The organism is Pseudopedobacter saltans DSM 12145 (genome assembly GCF_000190735.1).
Lineage (GTDB): Bacteria > Bacteroidota > Bacteroidia > Sphingobacteriales > Sphingobacteriaceae > Pseudopedobacter > Pseudopedobacter saltans.
In genome coordinates this window covers 2649132-2667952 of record NC_015177.1, presented here as the reverse complement: position 1 = coordinate 2667952, position 18821 = coordinate 2649132, and the positions used below count along the sequence as shown (strand labels likewise).

12 protein-coding genes, 3 tRNA genes and 3 rRNA genes are annotated in these 18821 nt (G+C 40.6%); 14 read left to right on the top strand and 4 right to left on the bottom strand.

Going from position 1 to position 18821, the window contains the following annotated elements; genetic code table 11:
- Positions 1 to 2: 2 nt before the first annotated feature.
- Both PEDSA_RS11485 and PEDSA_RS11480 read right to left on the bottom strand, forming a co-directional pair.
- Positions 3 to 1334, bottom strand: coding sequence for a cytochrome ubiquinol oxidase subunit I (locus PEDSA_RS11485; protein ID WP_013633324.1), 1332 nt, complete (start codon positions 1332 to 1334; stop codon positions 3 to 5).
- Between the two features lie 131 nt (positions 1335 to 1465).
- On the bottom strand, positions 1466 to 1936 hold the full coding sequence (locus PEDSA_RS11480) for a hypothetical protein (RefSeq protein WP_013633323.1): 471 nt from the start codon (positions 1934 to 1936) through the stop codon (positions 1466 to 1468).
- Between the two features lie 141 nt (positions 1937 to 2077).
- On the opposite strand from PEDSA_RS11480, the gene PEDSA_RS11475 reads away from it, so the two are divergent.
- Positions 2078 to 2506: a hypothetical protein gene (locus PEDSA_RS11475; RefSeq protein WP_052305787.1), complete on the top strand. Its 429-nt coding sequence runs from the start codon at positions 2078 to 2080 to the stop codon at positions 2504 to 2506.
- A 53-nt stretch (positions 2507 to 2559) separates the two neighbouring features.
- Positions 2560 to 2766: a hypothetical protein gene (locus PEDSA_RS11470; protein WP_041537049.1), complete on the top strand. Its 207-nt coding sequence runs from the start codon at positions 2560 to 2562 to the stop codon at positions 2764 to 2766.
- Here PEDSA_RS11470 and PEDSA_RS11465 read toward each other — a convergent pair.
- Together PEDSA_RS11465 and PEDSA_RS11460 are read right to left on the bottom strand one after the other, a co-directional pair.
- Complete coding sequence (locus PEDSA_RS11465) at positions 2763 to 3551, bottom strand: (Fe-S)-binding protein (RefSeq protein WP_041537417.1); 789 nt, start codon at positions 3549 to 3551, stop codon at positions 2763 to 2765. The two genes, PEDSA_RS11470 and PEDSA_RS11465, sit on opposite strands and share 4 nt — an antisense overlap.
- A gap of 13 nt (positions 3552 to 3564) precedes the next feature.
- Positions 3565 to 4857, bottom strand: a complete 1293-nt coding sequence (locus PEDSA_RS11460) for a 4Fe-4S dicluster domain-containing protein (protein WP_013633320.1) — start codon at positions 4855 to 4857, stop codon at positions 3565 to 3567.
- Between the two features lie 123 nt (positions 4858 to 4980).
- On the opposite strand from PEDSA_RS11460, the gene PEDSA_RS11455 reads away from it, so the two are divergent.
- The 12 genes from PEDSA_RS11455 to PEDSA_RS11400 all read left to right on the top strand — a co-directional run bounded on the left by PEDSA_RS11455 (position 4981) and on the right by PEDSA_RS11400 (position 18821).
- Entirely contained in the window at positions 4981 to 5529 is a 549-nt protein-coding gene (locus PEDSA_RS11455) for an RNA polymerase sigma-70 factor (RefSeq protein ID WP_013633319.1), read from the top strand.
- Positions 5530 to 5671: 142 nt separating this feature from the next.
- A complete protein-coding gene (locus PEDSA_RS19610) occupies positions 5672 to 6646 on the top strand; it encodes a FecR family protein (RefSeq protein WP_013633317.1) in 975 nt (324 codons plus the stop codon).
- A 17-nt stretch (positions 6647 to 6663) separates the two neighbouring features.
- Complete coding sequence (locus PEDSA_RS11445; RefSeq protein ID WP_013633316.1) at positions 6664 to 9300, top strand: TonB-dependent receptor; 2637 nt, start codon at positions 6664 to 6666, stop codon at positions 9298 to 9300.
- Between the two features lie 41 nt (positions 9301 to 9341).
- The gene (locus PEDSA_RS19605; RefSeq protein WP_013633315.1) at positions 9342 to 10001 is read left to right on the top strand and encodes a head GIN domain-containing protein; all 660 of its coding nucleotides are present in this window, start codon (positions 9342 to 9344) and stop codon (positions 9999 to 10001) included.
- 114 nt (positions 10002 to 10115) lie between these two features.
- Positions 10116 to 10188: transfer RNA gene (locus PEDSA_RS11435), tRNA-Phe, on the top strand.
- Positions 10189 to 10438: 250 nt separating this feature from the next.
- Positions 10439 to 11620, top strand: coding sequence for an alpha/beta hydrolase family protein (locus PEDSA_RS11430; RefSeq protein ID WP_013633314.1), 1182 nt, complete (start codon positions 10439 to 10441; stop codon positions 11618 to 11620).
- Between the two features lie 499 nt (positions 11621 to 12119).
- Positions 12120 to 13648, top strand: a 16S ribosomal RNA gene (locus PEDSA_RS11425).
- 115 nt (positions 13649 to 13763) lie between these two features.
- A tRNA-Ile gene (locus tag PEDSA_RS11420) sits at positions 13764 to 13837 on the top strand.
- Positions 13838 to 13855: 18 nt separating this feature from the next.
- A tRNA-Ala gene (locus PEDSA_RS11415) sits at positions 13856 to 13929 on the top strand.
- A 133-nt stretch (positions 13930 to 14062) separates the two neighbouring features.
- Positions 14063 to 16935, top strand: a 23S ribosomal RNA gene (locus PEDSA_RS11410).
- A gap of 68 nt (positions 16936 to 17003) precedes the next feature.
- Positions 17004 to 17115, top strand: a 5S ribosomal RNA gene (gene rrf / locus PEDSA_RS11405).
- Together the 16S, 23S and 5S rRNA genes with 2 tRNA genes alongside form the textbook arrangement of a ribosomal RNA operon.
- 722 nt (positions 17116 to 17837) lie before the next feature.
- Positions 17838 to 18821, top strand: coding sequence for an acyl-ACP desaturase (locus PEDSA_RS11400; protein ID WP_013633313.1), 984 nt, complete (start codon positions 17838 to 17840; stop codon positions 18819 to 18821).

Here is an 18821-nt window from a genome sequence, read left to right as displayed (position 1 = left end):
AACTAATGTTTTTGTACAGAATCGTTAGGGATATCGTAAATTTTGTCTACCATTTTAATTTGTCGGTATAACATAAAGCCTACAACGAAAGAAAGTGACAGATAGATAACAGTGAATATATAGAATGAATAGACAATGCCCGGCATAGGAGTTACCGCTTCGGACGTTTTCATTACATTATAAATAATCCAGGGTTGCCGGCCTACCTCCGTAACTGTCCAGCCGGCTTCTACCGCAATGAATCCCATAGGAGTAGCGATAGCAAATAATTTTAATAGCCATTTGGTAGATAATATTTCTTTCTTTTTCCATAGTTGATAGAAATAGAGTAGTGAAATAAGCATCATAATCATGCCGAGACCTACCATGATTTGAAAGGCATAATGTGTTATAGCTACGGGTGGATGGTGTTCTTCAGGAATCTGATCCAGGCCTTTCACTTCTGCATTAATATCTCCGTAGGTGATAAAGCTTAAAAGTCCCGGTATCTTTATAGCATAATCTACCTTCTTATTCTTTTCGTCGGGAATACCTCCAATAATAAAAGGTGCTCTTCTTTCGGTTTGGAAATGCGCCTCCATTGCCGCTAGTTTCGCAGGTTGTCTTTTTGCTACATCCTTAGCAGAGATGTCACCGCTGAGTGGCTGAACAAGAGCCGCAATACAGGCAAATGTTGCTGCTATTTTAAATGATTTCGCATGAAATTCTATGTTTTTCTTTTTAAGAATCATAAAAGCATGAACACCAGCTACAGCAAAGCCAGTAGCACAAAAAGCAGCGATAGACATATGTAATGCCTGCGAAAACCAGGCATCGTTAAACATTGCTTTTATTGGATCAATATTTAAGTATTCTCCATTAATATAGTCGAATCCGGCTGGACTGTTCATCCATGCATTGGCGGCCACTACCAGAATGCCCGATACTATTCCGCTGATGCCTACAACCAGTCCGGTTACCCAATGGAACCATGGATTGAATCTGTCCCAGCCATAAAGGAAAAAACCTAAAGCTATAGCTTCAATGAAAAAAGCAGTTCCTTCCAAAGAAAACGGCATTCCGAATATAGGGCCTGCATGCTTCATAAACTCTGGCCATAACAAGCCCAATTCAAAAGAAAGTGCAGTTCCAGACACAGCTCCTGTTGCAAAGAATATAGCGACACCTTTGCTCCATGCTTTAGTAATATTTTTATATACCTGTTTTTTGGTTTTTAGGTAATAAAAATGAGATACTGCCATGAAAAAAGGCATAACCATGCCGATACAGGAGAAAATAATGTGGAAGCCCAGAGATAGGGCCATTTGGGAGCGAGCGGCTAAAAAATCGTCCATACAAAGAAATCTTTAAGGCACCTTATGAGGTGTTGTCTGCGTAACAAAAATATAAGAATACCTTATAAGATTTCCTGAAACAGATTTTTTTTGAAAAAAATAATCATTCTTAATTAAGAATGTATTTGCTTTTATAGGAAAACTTTAGCATGCCAGCTTTCCTTTATCGGAACTTCCCATGAAGTACGAAAATCGGATAGACTTTTTACCAGATTATTAAAAACTATTGTGTCTGAATTGATGCTCTGGTTTTGAATCAGCTGTTCGAAATCACTACGTCCTGCAATCTTGATATCATTACCATCTTTCCATGCAATCTGAAATCGGTCGAAGAGATTTACACTAAATTCTTGTTCTATCGACTTCATCAGATGAACGGATTTGTCTATAGAGCAACCGCTGGCAGTTGCAGCTGTTTCATCAACAATCAGAATGACAAACCTTTGGTATTTGATTTCATAGGATGCTTTAAGTTGTTGGTTATGAGCAGTCCACGACTTAGTGAAATCGTTTAATAGCAATTCTAAACGATCCAGTTCAGCAGTAGTAAATAATCTGTCTGATTGGTAAATCCAAACTTTTGAATCTAAGCTTAATTCCATAGACCAAAATTAAATAATAATAATGATTAAAACCGATTGTGAATTAATACGATATGGTGGAAAAAAACTATTTTACAATTGTATGTGGGTTTGTTAACTTTAGGCATGCATTCAGTTTATTGTGTCCTCTTATCTTTTTTAATGCTGTTAACCGCATGGTTTGATGGTAAAGATATTCCTGGATTAAAAGAGGATATTATGGGTGTATACAAGAAATGTGAAGCAGAGAAATATTTGGACCGCAAAAGCTATGCACTTGAGATTAGCGATAATGGTTTCGTAAGGTACAAAAGGATTTGGAAGAACAATAAGACTGAATATTTTTCTGTAAAAATCGACAAGATAAGAGGTATAGATTTTTATGGCAATGAAAATGGAGGCTGGTTAATGTTTTCCTGCGAACCGGAAAGTGTAATCTATCAGACACATCGTGACCCGTCGGGAGATATAGACTCCATGTCTAATGAAATATCCTTCCCTATTTCTGCTATTTCAATCGAAGATCTTAATCAACTTGAGAAAAACTTTAAGTCTTTACAAGACATGTTGGCTGGAAAAGTTAAAAATTAACAACTCCTTAATATATTTTAACTATATTAGTCGCACTAAACTAAACTGACATTTTGAAAAAGACGTTTTACATAGTGGCTGCATTGTGTATTTCCGTTTTCCATGCATTCTTCTTAGACGCATGGCTGTCTAAAAGCAATCTCGAAACAGATAAAATTACTGTTGAACATAAAATGCTTAAAGATAGTCTTGCATCTGGAAAAATATTTCCGGTTAATGAGAATAGCCATGAGAATATCGCGAAATCAATAAGCAACTAGAGATTGTTATTTCTTGCCGTAATTTCGGCTATATCAAGTATTTCAATATCATTTTCTTTTTCGAAATATTTGATTCCGTCCTTAATCATGGTCATACAGAAAGGACAGCCGACTGCTACAATATTGCTTTCAGATTCTAAAATCTCTTCTGTTCGTTCAATGTTAATGTCCTTAATTCCTTTTTCAGGTTCCTTAAACATTTGTGCTCCGCCTGCTCCACAACAAAGACCATTTTGTTTGCAACGTTTCAGTTCTACTAAATCTGCATCAAGGATTTCCAGAGCTTTTCTTGGCGCTTCGTATACATTATTACCTCTGCCTAAATAGCAAGGATCATGAAACGTTATCTTTTTACCTTTAAAGGGGGAGCCGTCTTCAGGTCTTAGTTTTCCTTCATCAATAAGTCCTTGGATGAGTTGGGAATGATGAATCACTTCATATTTTCCACCTAATTCGGGATATTCATTCCTTAGCGTATTAAAACAGTGTGGGCAAGCTGTAACTATTTTTTTAATGTCGTAGGCATTTAATATTTCTATATTGGAAAGAGCCTGCATCTGAAAAAGAAATTCGTTTCCTGCTCTTTTAGCCGGGTCACCGGTGCAGGATTCTTCGGTACCCAGTACTGCGAATTTTATTCCTACATGGTGCAATATTTTTGATAAAGCTACTGTTACACGTTGCGCCCGCTCGTCATAACTGCCGGCACAACCAACCCAAAAAAGTATTTCTGGCGAATCGCCATTGGCTGCCATTTCAGCCATAGTAGGTATTTTGAAGTCCATCATACTCAATTTTTTATTGTTGATTAGCCCAATTGAATCTGTCATTCGGAGAATATTTCCATGGAGCTGCATTATTTTCTATGTTAGAAAACATATTGTTTATACTGGAGGCGGCATTGGATTCTTCCATGATAGCATATCGGCGCAATTCCATTATAATAGAAAGCGGATCGATATTTACAGGGCATGCCTGGGTACATGCATTACATGTTGTGCAGGCCCAGATCTCTTCGCGACTAATATAATTGTCAAGTAAAGTGTTTTTCTTTAATCCCTCGTCATTCGATTTGTCTAAAAGACGTCCAACTTCTTCCAGGCGATCTCGTGTATCCATCATGATTTTCCTTGGAGAAAGGAGTTTGCCGGTTATATTAGCAGGACAGACAGCTGTGCATCTCCCACATTCTGTGCAAGTATAAGCATTCAATAGCTGAATCTGATTAAGATCAAACACATCATTCGCTCCAAATTTAGTCTGGTTATCAGTAGTTGGTGGCGTAAAGGTTGGATCCAGCATGGCTTTCACTTCATTTGTAACCGAAGTCATATTATCGAACTTTCCTTTTTCTTCCAATTTAGAATACCAGGTATTCGGAAATGCCAGGATAATATGGAAATGTTTGGATTTTGGGAGATAGTTTAAGAAGAATAAAATACCTATTATATGAAACCACCAGCAAAATCGTTCAATAAGCATCAGCTGATTTGCTGAATCTGGAAGGAAGTAACTGATATAACCGGAAATAGGGAAACTTCCAGCATGATGATAAATACCTTGTTCCTGCAGTTTATGGTCAGCAGCATTCATGGTTAGAAAAGCTAGCATCAGAGCTACCTCGATACATAATATATAAATGGCATCTTTTCTTGGCCAGGTTGTCATTTCTACTCCTGAGAATCTTTTCAGGTGTAAAATCAGACGTCTGCATAAAAATACGACAACTCCAATAAGAACCAGAAGAGCCAGAATTTCGAAAGACGCAATTAAAACGTTATAGAAAGAACCTAAAAAGGAGAAGATCCTATGAGTACCAAAAATTCCATCAATTATTATTTCCAGTACTTCAATATTAATGATAATAAAACCTACATAAACAAAGAAATGCATCAGGGCAGCTATAGGTCTAGCAGTCATTTTACTTTGTCCGAAAGCTACTTTAAACATTGTGATCCAGCGTAGTTTTCTGTCTCCGCTTATCGCTATGCTTTTACCAAGTTTTATGTTCCTGCGTATTTTTTTTACCTGATAAACGAATAAGCCTATCGAAAATAGAAAGAACAGCGTAAATAAAATTTGTGGAGCCATATCTTTAAGTTTATGTTTAAATATACAAAAAATAATATGCATGCATATTATTTGGTTTAAAAAGTAAAAAAATAAAATTGGGTTGTAACGATTTTTACCAGTTTGTCGTCTAACCTTATAACCATGCAACCAATTGATAAAAAATCTTTTGAAATATTATTCAGGACGCACTATAAACTTTTGTGTAAGACGTCCTATAGAATAATTGGAGATGCGGACGAAGCGGAAGATATCGTTCAGCAGGTTTTTTGTCTCTTTTGGGAGCAACGCGATGTATTGGAAATCCGGCAATCTGCCTTGGCTTATCTAAGCAAATGGGTTATCAATCATTCTTTAAATAGAATCAGAGCCAATGGTAACAGAACCAAAAGGGAATTTTTTTTTGGTGAAAAGGTCTATCAGGACCGTAATTATACTGAGGAATTTATCATGTTGAAGGAACTGAACGCAAAGGTTGACCGTGTTATTGACGAATTGCCGCATGTATGCAGATTGGTTTTTATTTTAAGCAGATATGAAAAGCTTTCTTACAAGGAAATAGGAGAAAAACTAAATATCTCTGTAAAAACGGTTGAAAATCATATGGTAAAGGCTTTAAAACATATAAGAAAACATTTAAGTATAGTGGCTTTAATATTTTTTTACTTAAGCACTAGGGGTAATCTTTTTTGATGGTGTCTTAATATAAACGACGTTATGGAAGAACAATTGTTAGAACAAGCTATTCAAATTATGCTTGCCAGTGAAACAGAAAATGAAATTTTTGTCGAGGGAATTCTTGATTTAGTACAAAGAATACTAGCGTAATTGGTAGATGGAGACAGAGGACGAGAAATATTGGGTATTAATGAGCCGTTATCTTTCCAATGAGATTTCTTCGGAAGAGACCGACGAATTGCTTTTTTGGATTGAGGGAGATCCGTCAAGGGGAGAGCTGCTGCAGGAGCTTCAAACTTCGTGGGATAAGAGTGCTCATTACAAAAACAGCGATTCCCAATATTTCAACGCCGATGATGCGTGGACAAAGGTTTCCATGAAAATAGAAAAAAAGGAGCCAGGGCCACGAGTTATTAAAATTGCCTGGTTGAAGTATGCGGCTGCCCTTATTTTATTATTAAATATCTCCTTGTTTTCGTTTAAATATTTTGATAACCGGAAACAGATAGAGATTTTTAATAAAGAAGATCAGGCAATGCTGGTTCGTACACCAGATGGTTCTTCTGTATGGTTAAATAAAGGAAGTAAATTGAGTTACCAAAAAGGAATGGCGAGTTTAAATCAACGTAAGCTTGAATTGCAGGGAGAAGCCTTTTTTGAGGTAAAGCCGGATAAAAATAAGCCTTTTTTGGTTTTTGCTTCAAGGACAGTAACCAAAGTTCTTGGAACTTCTTTTAATATTAACAGCCAGCCAGCGCATGTTGTAGTTTCCGTTGTTACAGGAAAGGTTTCTTTTCGGTCGGTTGAAGGAGAAGAGTTATTGTTGTTGCCTAATGATATAGGGACTTATGACAACAGCAAGGTAACCAGAGCCAGCCGCCCGGACAAAAATTTCCTGTATTGGAAGAATCATGAGTTATCTTTCGACAATGAAAGTTTTGGAAATGTTATCAACACTATAGCGGAAAACTATAAAGTTGAATTTGATGTCCAAAACAAAGCCTTGTTGAATAGAAAAATTACCAGCACTTTCAAAACTGCTTCTTTCGAGGATATTCGGACCGTTTTAGAAACATTGTTGGATTGTCGGATAGAAAAATCTGCTAATAGTGAAACCTACGTCGTTCGATAGTTTGTAAATCAATTAAAATGGAAAGATTTTTTTGGAGATCTATTGTCTTCATGGGATTGTTATGCCTTAATCAGGTGATGTTTGCCCAAAATTTGCGACAGATTGTATCTGTTGACTATACTAATAAGCCGTTAAAAGAAATCTTAACTGACCTTAGGATAAAGCATGAAATACAGTTTTCATATGATGAATCGCTTATCCCGGTAGATAAAAAGTTGACGGTTAAGATAGCTATTATGCCATTGCATTTTGTTTTGGATGAGATATGCAGACAAACTAACTTGAAGTGGGAGCAAATCTCCAGAAATATTGTTTTAAAACCTTCAAATACTGCCCCCAGAGGGAAGAAACTTTCTCAAACAATTAGGGGAAAGGTTTTAGATAAGGAAAGTAAAGAGCCGTTGACAGGAGTGAGTGTTAGTGTGTTATCCGTCGATCCAGCAAAAAATGCAGTAACAGACCAGAATGGTGAGTTTAGATTGGATGATGTGCCAATTGGAAGACAGGATCTGGCATTTTCTTATTTGGGATTTGAAAAATTACTATTGCCACAACAACTGGTAGGTTCTGTAAAAGAGTTAGTGCTTACAGTGGAACTGGTAGAGAAGTATAACTCTTTGGGTGAAGTTGTGGTGTCGGCGGGATACAACAGAGATGCTCCACTAAATGAAATGGCCATGATTAGTGCTCGCTCATTTACAGTAGAAGAAACAAGCAGATATGCAGCGGGTAATTTTGATCCAGCAAGGATGGTCCAGAATTTTGCAGGTGTAACAATAGGCGACGATATTGGTAATGAAATTGTTATCAGAGGGAATTCACCTAAAGGTTTATTGTGGAGGTTAGAGGGGATCGAGATCAGTAATCCTAATCATTTTGGAGAGGAGGGTAGTTCGGCCGGAGGAATTAGTATGATCAGTTCGAATGTTTTGTCGACTTCTGATTTTTATACCGGGGCATTCCCGGCAGAATACGGTAATGCCTTAAGCGGTGTATTTGATCTTCAGTTTAGAAAGGGGAATTCCGAAAAAAAAGAACATGCTTTTATGCTGGGAGTTCTGGGAACTGAGTTTTCTATGGAAGGACCGTTTTCTAAACAAAATGGGGCATCCTACCTATTTAATTACAGGTATTCGACACTTGCAATCTTAGAGAAAATCGGAGTCAATCCGGCTGGTGATAATCCTACGCCAAAATATCAGGATCTAGCATTTAACCTTTATTTGCCAACAAAAAAGTCGGGAAACTTTTCCGTATTCGGGATATTGGGCTATAGTTACCAGCGTGGGATTGCTGTACGTGATAGTCTGGAATGGGATTCTTTTCAGGATAAATTCAACAAGCGTAACGCTTACTCATCTGCAAGTGTAGGTATTAAACATCTAAAAATGCTAAACAACAAAGCTTATCTGAAAAATATAATCTCAGCTTCTTACTCTAATATTACAGATAAGGCAGATACCTTGGATAATGACTATAATGTAAATGTATATGGACGGGACCGTTTCAATAATACTGCTCTTCGTTATTCCGGCTTATTGAATTACAAAATAGACAATAGCAATACAATTCGTACGGGATTGGTTGCTTCATTTCTTCATTTTGATTTAAATTCTAAGTCATATAAAAAGAGTTTAGGGAAATTGTCTGAGTTTATAAATGAAAGGCAAGGTACTTATCTTTTGGAGGGTTATGGGCAATGGAAGCATCAGCTGCGGGAACAGTTGAGTTTAAATACCGGAATTCATATCAGTTATTTTGGATTAAGTAATGACATCAGTGTAGAACCTAGAATAGGATTAAAATATAACCCCAGCTTAGCGAATGTGTTCAATTTTTCCGTCGGGATTCATAATAGGATCGAACCTCTGGCCTTATATTATGGAAAGAATGAATTGATAGATGGTTCTGTAAACAAGACTAATGAAAATTTAAGGACCACAAAAGCTTTACACTTAGTAGCCGGCTATCAGCACAGCTTTACAGAAAATCTGAAACTCAAACTGGAAACCTATTACCAACATTTGTATGACGTACCGGTAACAACCGATTCCGAGATTAACTTTTCTGCTTTGAATATGACAGATGCCTATTTTATATACTCCAGAAATTATGGTGCTTTGTCTAATAAAGGAAAGGGAAGGAATTATGGAGTAGAGTTGACCTTAGAAAGGATGTTTGCGTATAGTTATTATCTTCTTTTCACTTCGTCCGTCTATAAATCAGAATTTGCAAATCTTCAGGGACAATACTTTCCAACTGTTTTTAGCGGAGATTTCTCTTCGAATCTCCTATTTGGTAAAGAGCTAAAAGTTGGACCGAAAAATATTCTGGCGTTTAACGGAAAGATATTATTAAATGGGGGAAGGAGATATACACCACTTAATGTTTCAGAATCCATAAAAAATGATTATCCCATTTATGATGAGGAAAAGGTTAATTCGTTGCGGGCACCTATGTATTCCAGGATAGACGTGTCTTTAAAGTACAGGGTTGATAATCCCCGGATCACACACACCATTTTCTTTGATGTTCAAAATGTGTTGAATCGTAAAAACATTAGGGAAATGTATTATAACGGAGATAAAAAAGATATTGATACGCTGTTTTACGCGGGAATTATTCCAACATTCAATTATAAAATTGAGTTCTGAAAACTAAGTTAAGATTTAACAAAATTAAAACTATAAAGAGTATGAGATATATAATAAGAATGATAATGATAGCCTTATTACTTAGTTCATGTACTAAGGATGTGGTAAGAGGAGAGGGACCGATAGAATCTGTTTTACGAACCGATGATATTGCTGGAACTTTTAATACTATTAGAATTAATGGTGAAGCTGATATTTATATTAGTTATGGTACAACGAAAAGATTGGAGTTGCAGGCTTATCGAAATTTATTGCCACTCTTTGAAACCAGGATCCAGGGTGAAAAGTTGATCTTGGAATACAAAGATGGGCATAGAATTAGAAATAACAACATTAAGATTTATTTAACAGTTTCCTTTTTGCCAAATATAGAAGTGAACGGAAATTGTAAGGTTAGATTTACTAATGATTTTCCATTTCAGGACGGGCTATATGCGGAAATTAATGGTTCCGGAGATATATATTATCCTCAGGGTGACATTAAGAATACCAGATTCTCTATTAATGGAAGTGGAGATATTAATGCAGTTGACCTGAATTCTGTAGAATCTACGGTTAATATATCTGGAAGTGGTGATGTAAAAGTTTCGGTTTCTGAGAAATTGAAGGTGAATATCAGTGGTAGCGGCAAAGTTTTTTATAAAGGGAGACCATTGGTAGAACAGCATCTGTCTGGAAGCGGAAAAATTATCTCTCTGTAATACAGTATAATGCATCTTTTTGCTTATTTTTTTTTAAAGATACTTTGGATTTCAAAAAAAAGAATCTACATTTGCAATCCCGAAACGGTACAAACGTTGAAGGAAAATAAGGCTGGTGCCTTAGCTCAGTAGGTAGAGCAAAGGACTGAAAATCCTTGTGTCCCTGGTTCGATCCCTGGAGGCACCACTTGAAAAGCTTCACAGAAATGTGAGGCTTTTTTGTTTTATGGCGTTTATAGAGTGATTGAGGGTGGTTTTCACGGATCAACCCCATTTCTGCAAAGCTGTAGAATTTCTCCGGGGTTACATTGCTTGTAAGTCTTTATCAGCATCACTTGGTGTTAACTTATAACGTCGGATAATTTACAAGCCAATACTGTTTAATGATTCGCTGATTTTTAAGAACAGATTTTGTTTTTCAATTTTTAAGTTTGAAAATGAGTCCGTTCAAATTAATATTCCTATTTCTATTCATTTCATTTGGAATAACCAATGCTCAAATAAAAAGAAGTCTTTGGGATGTATCAGAAGTATATCAAACGCCCGCTTTTACAGAAATAAGTAGAGATACAGTAGTGTCATTACAATATGAAGGAACAATGTATAAGGGGAATAGAAAGCAAACCTTTGCTTATTATTGTACTCCTGGAATCCTTTTAAAGGATAAAACCAAAGATAGGAATTTACCTGCGGTAGTTTTGGTTCATGGAGGTGGAGGAACAGCCTTTAGAAACTGGGTAGTGATGTGGGCAAAAAGAGGATATGCTGCTATAGCAATGGACTTAAGAGGTAATAATGGCGATAAAAAGCACATCATGAATGGATTTCAGGAGCCGGAAGGAAAAACACCTTATTTCGCTATAAATAATAATATAGAAGAGGAATGGATGTATCAGGCTGTTACCGATGTGCTGCTTGCCCATAATTTAATCCTTAGTTTTCCGGAAATAGATAAAACAAAAACAGCATTAACAGGAATAAGTTGGGGAGGTGTGATAAGCGAAGTCGTGGCTGGTTTAGATTTTCGCTTTAAAGCTATCGTTCCGGTGTATGGAAGCGGATACTTACATTATAATACAGCGATGACTAAGGATCTAGATGCTTTAAGTCCCGAAAATAGAAAGCTTTGGATCAAAAGGTACGATCCTTCAAATTATTTGATCAGATCAAAAGCTCCCATACTTTTTATAAACGGAACAAATGATGGCAGTTTTTATTTAGACAGTTATAGAAAGACATACTCTTTAGTAAAGAAGAAAGCTCTTAGTATAAAAATAGGGCTGAGGCATAATCATACTTATGGGTGGTCTAATCCCGAAATAGAAGCATTTATTGATTCGAAATTATTTAAACAGCAGACATTACCCGAGTTTAGAATTGTAAACGATGGTGCAAATAAAGCTATAAAGATCAAGAAAGGAATTGGCGTTTCCAGATCTTTTTTGAATTATACAGATGCATCTGATTTAAAAAATGCGGTATGGAGACAAATAAATATTCCTGTTACTTACCGTAAAATAGGTTTGGATTCTTTGCCTAAAGCGTGCCGGTACTACTTTTATAGTATAGAAGGGATGGATAATCTGATAGTGACATCACCTGTCTTTTCTGTTCATTAAGAAATATAAATCTATGGTACTATTTACAAGATTAAAAATATCCGCCTGTTCTACAGCGTATTGCGTTTAATGGTATAAAAAGGTTTTAAAAAGATTTGCGGGTTAATATAAAGTTCGTACATTTGCACTCCCAATCGCGAGGAAGGGGCATAGGAAACTGAAGGAATAGGCAGGAACGGCAGCAGCTTAAAGGGTTAGCAGGAGAGGGATAAAGAGAGAAAAAAGGGTTGCTAAAAAAAAATAAAAAAAAGTTCTTGCAGGAGAGAAAAAGATTCCTACCTTTGCACTCCCGAACGGGACGGAGCCACGAGGGCTACGGAAAACAAAGCGAAAAAGATTTCCCACCTGAATGGGTGGAAGATATAAAAGCCGACCAGTGACTGGAAGGCGGGAAGTTCTTTAAGATCATATCATATAGCACAGTCAACAAACGTCGGGACAGACGGAAGACAAGAAAAAAGAAATATTGACATCATGTCAGTATCGAACATAACATTTTACAATGGAGAGTTTGATCCTGGCTCAGGATGAACGCTAGCGGCAGGCCTAATACATGCAAGTCGAACGGGATTCAGTTTAAAGCTTGCTTTAGGCTGATGAGAGTGGCGAACGGGTGCGTAACGCGTATGCAACCTACCTATCACAGGGGGATAGCCCGGCGAAAGTCGGATTAACACCGCATGACATCATGATATGGCATCATATTATGATCAAATCTGAGGAGGTGATAGATGGGCATGCGTGCCATTAGCTAGTTGGCGGGGTAACGGCCCACCAAGGCGACGATGGCTAGGGGATCTGAGAGGATTGCCCCCCACACTGGTACTGAGACACGGACCAGACTCCTACGGGAGGCAGCAGTAAGGAATATTGGTCAATGGAGGGAACTCTGAACCAGCCATGCCGCGTGCAGGAAGACTGCCCTATGGGTTGTAAACTGCTTTTGTTAGGGAATAAACCTTCTTACGAGTAGGAAGCTGAATGTACCTAAAGAATAAGGATCGGCTAACTCCGTGCCAGCAGCCGCGGTAATACGGAGGATCCGAGCGTTATCCGGATTTATTGGGTTTAAAGGGAGCGTAGGCGGCTGGATAAGTCAGGGGTGAAAGACGGCAGCTCAACTGTCGCAGTGCCCTTGATACTGTTTGGCTTGAATATAGTTGAGGTAGGCGGAATGTGACAAGTAGCGGTGAAATGCATAGATATGTCACAGAACACCGATTGCGAAGGCAGCTTGCTAAGCTATAATTGACGCTGAGGCTCGAAAGCGTGGGTATCGAACAGGATTAGATACCCTGGTAGTCCACGCCCTAAACGATGATGACTCGATGTTAGCGATATACCGTTAGCGTCCAAGCGAAAGCGTTAAGTCATCCACCTGGGGAGTACGTCCGCAAGGGTGAAACTCAAAGGAATTGACGGGGGCCCGCACAAGCGGAGGAGCATGTGGTTTAATTCGATGATACGCGAGGAACCTTACCCGGGCTTGAAAGTTACTGAATGATTTAGAGATAGATCAGTCCTTCGGGACAGGAAACTAGGTGCTGCATGGCTGTCGTCAGCTCGTGCCGTGAGGTGTTGGGTTAAGTCCCGCAACGAGCGCAACCCCTATGTTTAGTTGCCAGCATTTAAGGTGGGGACTCTAAACAGACTGCCTGCGCAAGCAGTGAGGAAGGATGGGACGACGTCAAGTCATCATGGCCCTTACGTCCGGGGCTACACACGTGCTACAATGGTCGGTACAGAGGGCTGCTACCTGGCAACAGGATGCCAATCTCAAAAAGCCGATCACAGTTCGGATCGGAGCCTGCAACTCGGCTCCGTGAAGTTGGATTCGCTAGTAATCGCGTATCAGCAATGACGCGGTGAATACGTTCCCGGGCCTTGTACACACCGCCCGTCAAGCCATGGAAATTGGGGGTGCCTAAAGTCCGTAACCGCAAGGAGCGGCCTAGGGTAAAACCGATAACTGGGGCTAAGTCGTAACAAGGTAGCCGTACCGGAAGGTGCGGCTGGAATACCTCCTTTCTGGAGCTGTCCGAGACGGACGGTGCTATATGAATATATCTTAATCAAAAAAAGAGATGAACCTTTAAAGAGATGTAGCCGGTTAGTGAAGATAACGGCAGGCTAAGGGGAATATAGTCCCGTAGCTCAGTTGGTTAGAGCACTACACTGATAATGTAGGGGTCAGCAGTTCAAATCTGCTCGGGACTACAGGGGACATCCTTAAGAGGGGAATTAGCTCAGCTGGCTAGAGCACCTGCCTTGCACGCAGGGGGTCAACGGTTCGAATCCGTTATTCTCCACGAGGAAGTAAATAGTGAAATGAAAAGAGTAGCGATACTAATAACATTTAGCTATGAACTTCAGAAAGTTCTTTGACATATTGGAAGAAGTAGAAAAAGAGAAGACAGCAGATGGCGTATGCCATCAGCAATGAAGAAAGTAAATAAGGGCACACGGAGGATGCCTAGGCTCTCAGAGGCGAAGAAGGACGTGATAAGCTGCGATAAGCTACGGGTATCGGCACATACGACTTGATCCGTAGATTTCCGAATGGGGAAACCTGACATACTGAAGGTATGTCGCACAAGCGCAAACCTGCTGAACTGAAACATCTAAGTAAGCAGAGGAAGAGAAAATAATAATGATTTCCTGAGTAGTGGCGAGCGAAAGGGAAAGAGCCCAAACCGGACCTGTTACGGCAGGTCCGGGGTTGTAGGACTGAAAAGTGGGTATATCGATGAAGCAGAACGGGATGGGAAGCCCGGCCATAGCGTGTGACAGCCACGTATGCGTAAAGGAATATACCCTATCAGTATCCTGAGTACCGCGGGGTCGGAGACGCCCTGTGGGAATCTGCCAGCACCATCTGGTAAGGCTAAATACTCCTGAGAGACCGATAGTGAACCAGTACCGTGAGGGAAAGGTGAAAAGAACCGTGAATAACGGAGTGAAATAGAACCTGAAACCGTGTGCCTACAAGCGGTCGGAGTCCCGACTTATCGGGATGACGGCGTGCCTTTTGCATAATGAGCCTACGAGTTGCTCTTCCCTGGCAAGGTTAAGTACTTCAGGTACGGAGCCGAAGCGAAAGCGAGTCTGAATAGGGCGTACAGTCAGGGGAGGCAGACGCGAAACCTTGTGATCTACCCTTGGGCAGGTTGAAGGTGCGGTAACACGTACTGGAGGACCGAACCGATAAACGTTGAAAAGTTTCCGGATGACCTGAGGGTAGGGGTGAAAGGCTAATCAAACTGGGAAATAGCTCGTACTCCCCGAAATGTTTTTAGGAACAGCGTGGTGGTTAGTTTACTAGAGGTAGAGCTACCGATTGGGTGCGGGGGAGTCAAATCCTACCAAATCCAGACGAACTCCGAATGCTAGATAAATATACACTGCAGTGAGGCGCGGGGTGCTAAGGTCACGCGCCGAGAGGGAAAGAACCCAGACCATCAGCTAAGGTCCCCAAGTGTACGCTAAGTTGAACTAACGAGGTCTGATTGCATAGACAGCTAGGATGTTGGCTTGGAAGCAGCCATTCATTTAAAGAGTGCGTAACAGCTCACTAGTCGAGCGATCGGGCATGGATAATAAACGGGCATCAAGTGTACCACCGAAGCTATGGGATTGAAATATATCGGTAGGGGAGCATTCTATGTGCGGCGAAGGTATCTGGTAATGGGTGCTGGAGCGCATGGAAAAGCAAATGTAGGCATAAGTAACGATAAGGCGGGAGAGAAACCCGCCCACCGAAAGGATAAGGTTTCCTGATCAACGCTAATCGGATCAGGGTTAGTCGGGGCCTAAGGATAACCCGAACGGGGATTCCGATGGACAACTGGTTAATATTCCAGTACTTTTGTTAGCTGCGATGGGGCGACGGAGTAGTGACACTGCCGCGAACTGACGGAATAGTTCGTTAAAGAGCGTAGGTATAGGATCTGTAGGCAAATCCGCAGGTCTTGCTGAAACTTGATAGTACCGGGCGGCTTCGGCCAACTGGATAGCGCAGGTAATCAGACTTCCAAGAAAACCCCCTAAGCTTCAGGCTAACAGAACCCGTACCGCAAACCGACACAGGTATCCGGGAAGAGAATTCTAAGGTGCTCGAGTGAATCATGGCTAAGGAACTCGGCAAAATGGCCCTGTAACTTCGGGAGAAGGGGCGCTGGAGCGATCCAGCCGCAGTGAAAAGGCCCAGGCGACTGTTTAACAAAAACACATGGCTTTGCAAAATCGCAAGATGAAGTATAAGGCCTGACACCTGCCCGGTGCTGGAAGGTTAAGAGGGGATGTCATCGTAAGAGAAGCATTGAATCGAAGCCCCAGTAAACGGCGGCCGTAACTATAACGGTCCTAAGGTAGCGAAATTCCTTGTCGGGTAAGTTCCGACCTGCACGAATGGTGTAACGATCTGGGCGCTGTCTCAGCCATGAGCTCGGTGAAATTGTGGTCCCGGTGAAGACGCCGGGTACCCGCAACGGGACGGAAAGACCCCATGAACCTTCACTATAGTTTAACATTGACATTGGGTGCATGATGTGTAGGATAGGCGGGAGATATTGAAGCGGCGTCGCCAGGCGTCGTGGAATCAACGTTGAAATACCGCCCTTTATGTATCCGGTGTCTAATCCCGAAAAATCGGGAGACATTGTTTGACGGGTAGTTTGACTGGGGTGGTCGCCTCCAAAAGGGTAACGGAGGCTTTCAAAGGTAAGCTCAGTACGCTTGGTAACCGTACGTGGAGTGCAATGGCATAAGCTTGCTTGACTGTGAGGCCTACAAGCCGAGCAGGGTCGAAAGACGGACATAGTGATCCGGTGGTTCTGCATGGAAGGGCCATCGCTCAAAGGATAAAAGGTACTCTGGGGATAACAGGCTGATCTCCCCCAAGAGCTCATATCGACGGGGAGGTTTGGCACCTCGATGTCGGCTCGTCACATCCTGGGGCTGGAGAAGGTCCCAAGGGTTGGGCTGTTCGCCCATTAAAGTGGCACGCGAGCTGGGTTCAGAACGTCGCGAGACAGTTCGGTCCCTATCTGTTGTGGGCGCGGGAAATTTGCGCGGGGCTGACCTTAGTACGAGAGGACCGGGTTGGACTGACCTCTAGTGAATCTGTTGTACCGCCAGGTGCACTGCAGAGTAGCTACGTCGGGAATAGATAAGCGCTGAAAGCATCTAAGTGCGAAACTAGCCGCAAGATAAGATTTCCATAGAGGACCCCCGAAGACTACGGGGTTGATAGGCTACAGATGTAAAGGCAGCGATGCCAAAGTCGAGTAGTACTAATTGTCCGAAAGCTTTCCATTGGGCTTGCCTAACTGTTGTTTTCTCTGTCCTGCTTCTTTCAATGATATGTCATACCGAACAAAGATATTCGGGTGCCTATATCGGCGGTGTCCACCTCTTCCCATTCCGAACAGAGCAGTTAAGCCCGCCAGAGCCGATGGTACTGCAGTAACATGTGGGAGAGTAGGTCGGTGCCTTACCTTAAAGAAGGGATCTTCAGCTATTGCGAAGGTCCCTTTTATTGTTTTTGGGCGAGGCCAGGGCGCATATCCCGCCGGGGCCAATCATATAAACCCAACCCGTCGTAGCCTTTCCATTCCATCTATTATTGTCAGGTATGTTCACATTATTTCAGGGAGGATCCCAGCTGGTTGAATGATGTATGTCAGATCCCATGTTGCTTCCTGTCCTGGGCGGTGCATAACGGAGAATGAGGAAGAATATTGGTAAGTCCAAGGCCAGGCGTACTACGGGTAGCTTTCCTGTTCCGTATAAGATAGCCCTAAAGGCAAGGGACCTCCAGCTAACCTTTACTCCATCATATACACGCCCTTTTTTATTCGAGCACTAGATGATTCATTATTGGTGATAGGATGCTTCTTCGATAACCTGAGAAGCATGATCTATACGAGAAATATACGAGGATTGGGGGGCTATAACAATTCAATAATGTCCAGGAATTGTGCTTTTGTGGCGATTTAAGGATGTTTATAGAGGGAGCTTTCTTACATAACTTTTAGTTCTATTTTAAAAAGGAAATATAATACATATATATGCATTTCTTATTTCTGTATTCCTATTTTTTGATTTTTATTGCGGAGAAAGGATTGCGGTGAATTAACTATATGAGTACAAATTATTTGAATTAAGCCATAATAAGTGCTATTTTATCTTTATATTTGTTAATATATTTTTTATTTGTATGCATGAATTATCCGTAGGGTCTAGAAGAGAGGTAATGACATATCTAGAGCCGTTTATGTTAGGAGAAATGGCAGATTACCTTAAGCCTGTTGAAGAAATGTGGCAGCCTGCAGATTTTTTGCCTGATGCTAGCAAAGATACTTTTTTTGATGAGGTTAAGGAATTGCAAGAGAGCACAAAAGAGCTTTCTTACGATTTGTTAGCTGTTTTGATTGGAGATACAATTACGGAAGAGGCATTACCTACTTATGAATCGTGGCTTACTATGGTAGATGATGTATCTAAAAGTGAGCAAGGCGGTTGGATGAAGTGGGTTAGGGCATGGACAGCAGAGGAGAATAGACATGGAGATCTTTTAAATAAATATCTTTATTTGTCAGGGAGAATTAATATGAGAGCGATGGAAATTTCTACTCAATATTTAATTCAAGATGGATTTGATATAGGTACGGGAGCTGATCCTTACCGAAATTTCATATATACTTCTTTTCAAGAGATGGCGACAAATGTGTCACATAGAAGAGTAGCTGCGTTAGCAAAGAAAGCAGGTGATAAGCTGTTGTCTAAGATGTGTGGTGTTATTGCGGCCGATGAAGCCAGACATGCTAAAGCTTATAAATCATTTATAAGTAAGGCGATGGAGGTAGATGCCAGCCAGGTGATGATAGCATTTGAAGACATGATGCGCAAGAAGATAGTAATGCCTGCACATTTTTTAAGAGAGATTGGACTGAAAATGGGCGAAACTTTTGGCCATTTTACTGATGCTGCTCAAAGGTTAGGTGTATACACAGCTGTTGATTATGTTGATATATTAAAAGAGTTGAATAACGACTGGAACATAGCTAATGTTACTGGATTAGACGAAGCTGGGGAAAAGGCAAGAGACTATTTGATGGCACTACCAAACAGACTTCTTAGAGTAGCAGAACGTATTAAGGTTCCTGAACTGGAATATAAATTTAGCTGGATACATAGTTAA

Bases quoted from the DNA above. Each gene is read 5' to 3' on its own strand.
- PEDSA_RS11485 (WP_013633324.1), bottom strand. From the start codon at position 1,334: ATGGACGATTTTTTAGCCGCTCGCTCCCAAATGGCCCTATCTCTGGGC.
- PEDSA_RS11400 (WP_013633313.1), top strand. From the start codon at position 17,838: ATGCATGAATTATCCGTAGGGTCTAGAAGAGAGGTAATGACATATCTA.
- PEDSA_RS19610 (WP_013633317.1), top strand. From the start codon at position 5,672: ATGGAGACAGAGGACGAGAAATATTGGGTATTAATGAGCCGTTATCTT.
- PEDSA_RS11445 (WP_013633316.1), top strand. From the start codon at position 6,664: ATGGAAAGATTTTTTTGGAGATCTATTGTCTTCATGGGATTGTTATGC.
- PEDSA_RS11475 (WP_052305787.1), top strand. From the start codon at position 2,078: ATGCTGTTAACCGCATGGTTTGATGGTAAAGATATTCCTGGATTAAAA.
- PEDSA_RS19605 (WP_013633315.1), top strand. From the start codon at position 9,342: ATGAGATATATAATAAGAATGATAATGATAGCCTTATTACTTAGTTCA.
- PEDSA_RS11480 (WP_013633323.1), bottom strand. From the start codon at position 1,936: ATGGAATTAAGCTTAGATTCAAAAGTTTGGATTTACCAATCAGACAGA.
- PEDSA_RS11455 (WP_013633319.1), top strand. From the start codon at position 4,981: ATGCAACCAATTGATAAAAAATCTTTTGAAATATTATTCAGGACGCAC.
- PEDSA_RS11460 (WP_013633320.1), bottom strand. From the start codon at position 4,857: ATGGCTCCACAAATTTTATTTACGCTGTTCTTTCTATTTTCGATAGGC.
- PEDSA_RS11430 (WP_013633314.1), top strand. From the start codon at position 10,439: ATGAGTCCGTTCAAATTAATATTCCTATTTCTATTCATTTCATTTGGA.
- PEDSA_RS11465 (WP_041537417.1), bottom strand. From the start codon at position 3,551: ATGGACTTCAAAATACCTACTATGGCTGAAATGGCAGCCAATGGCGAT.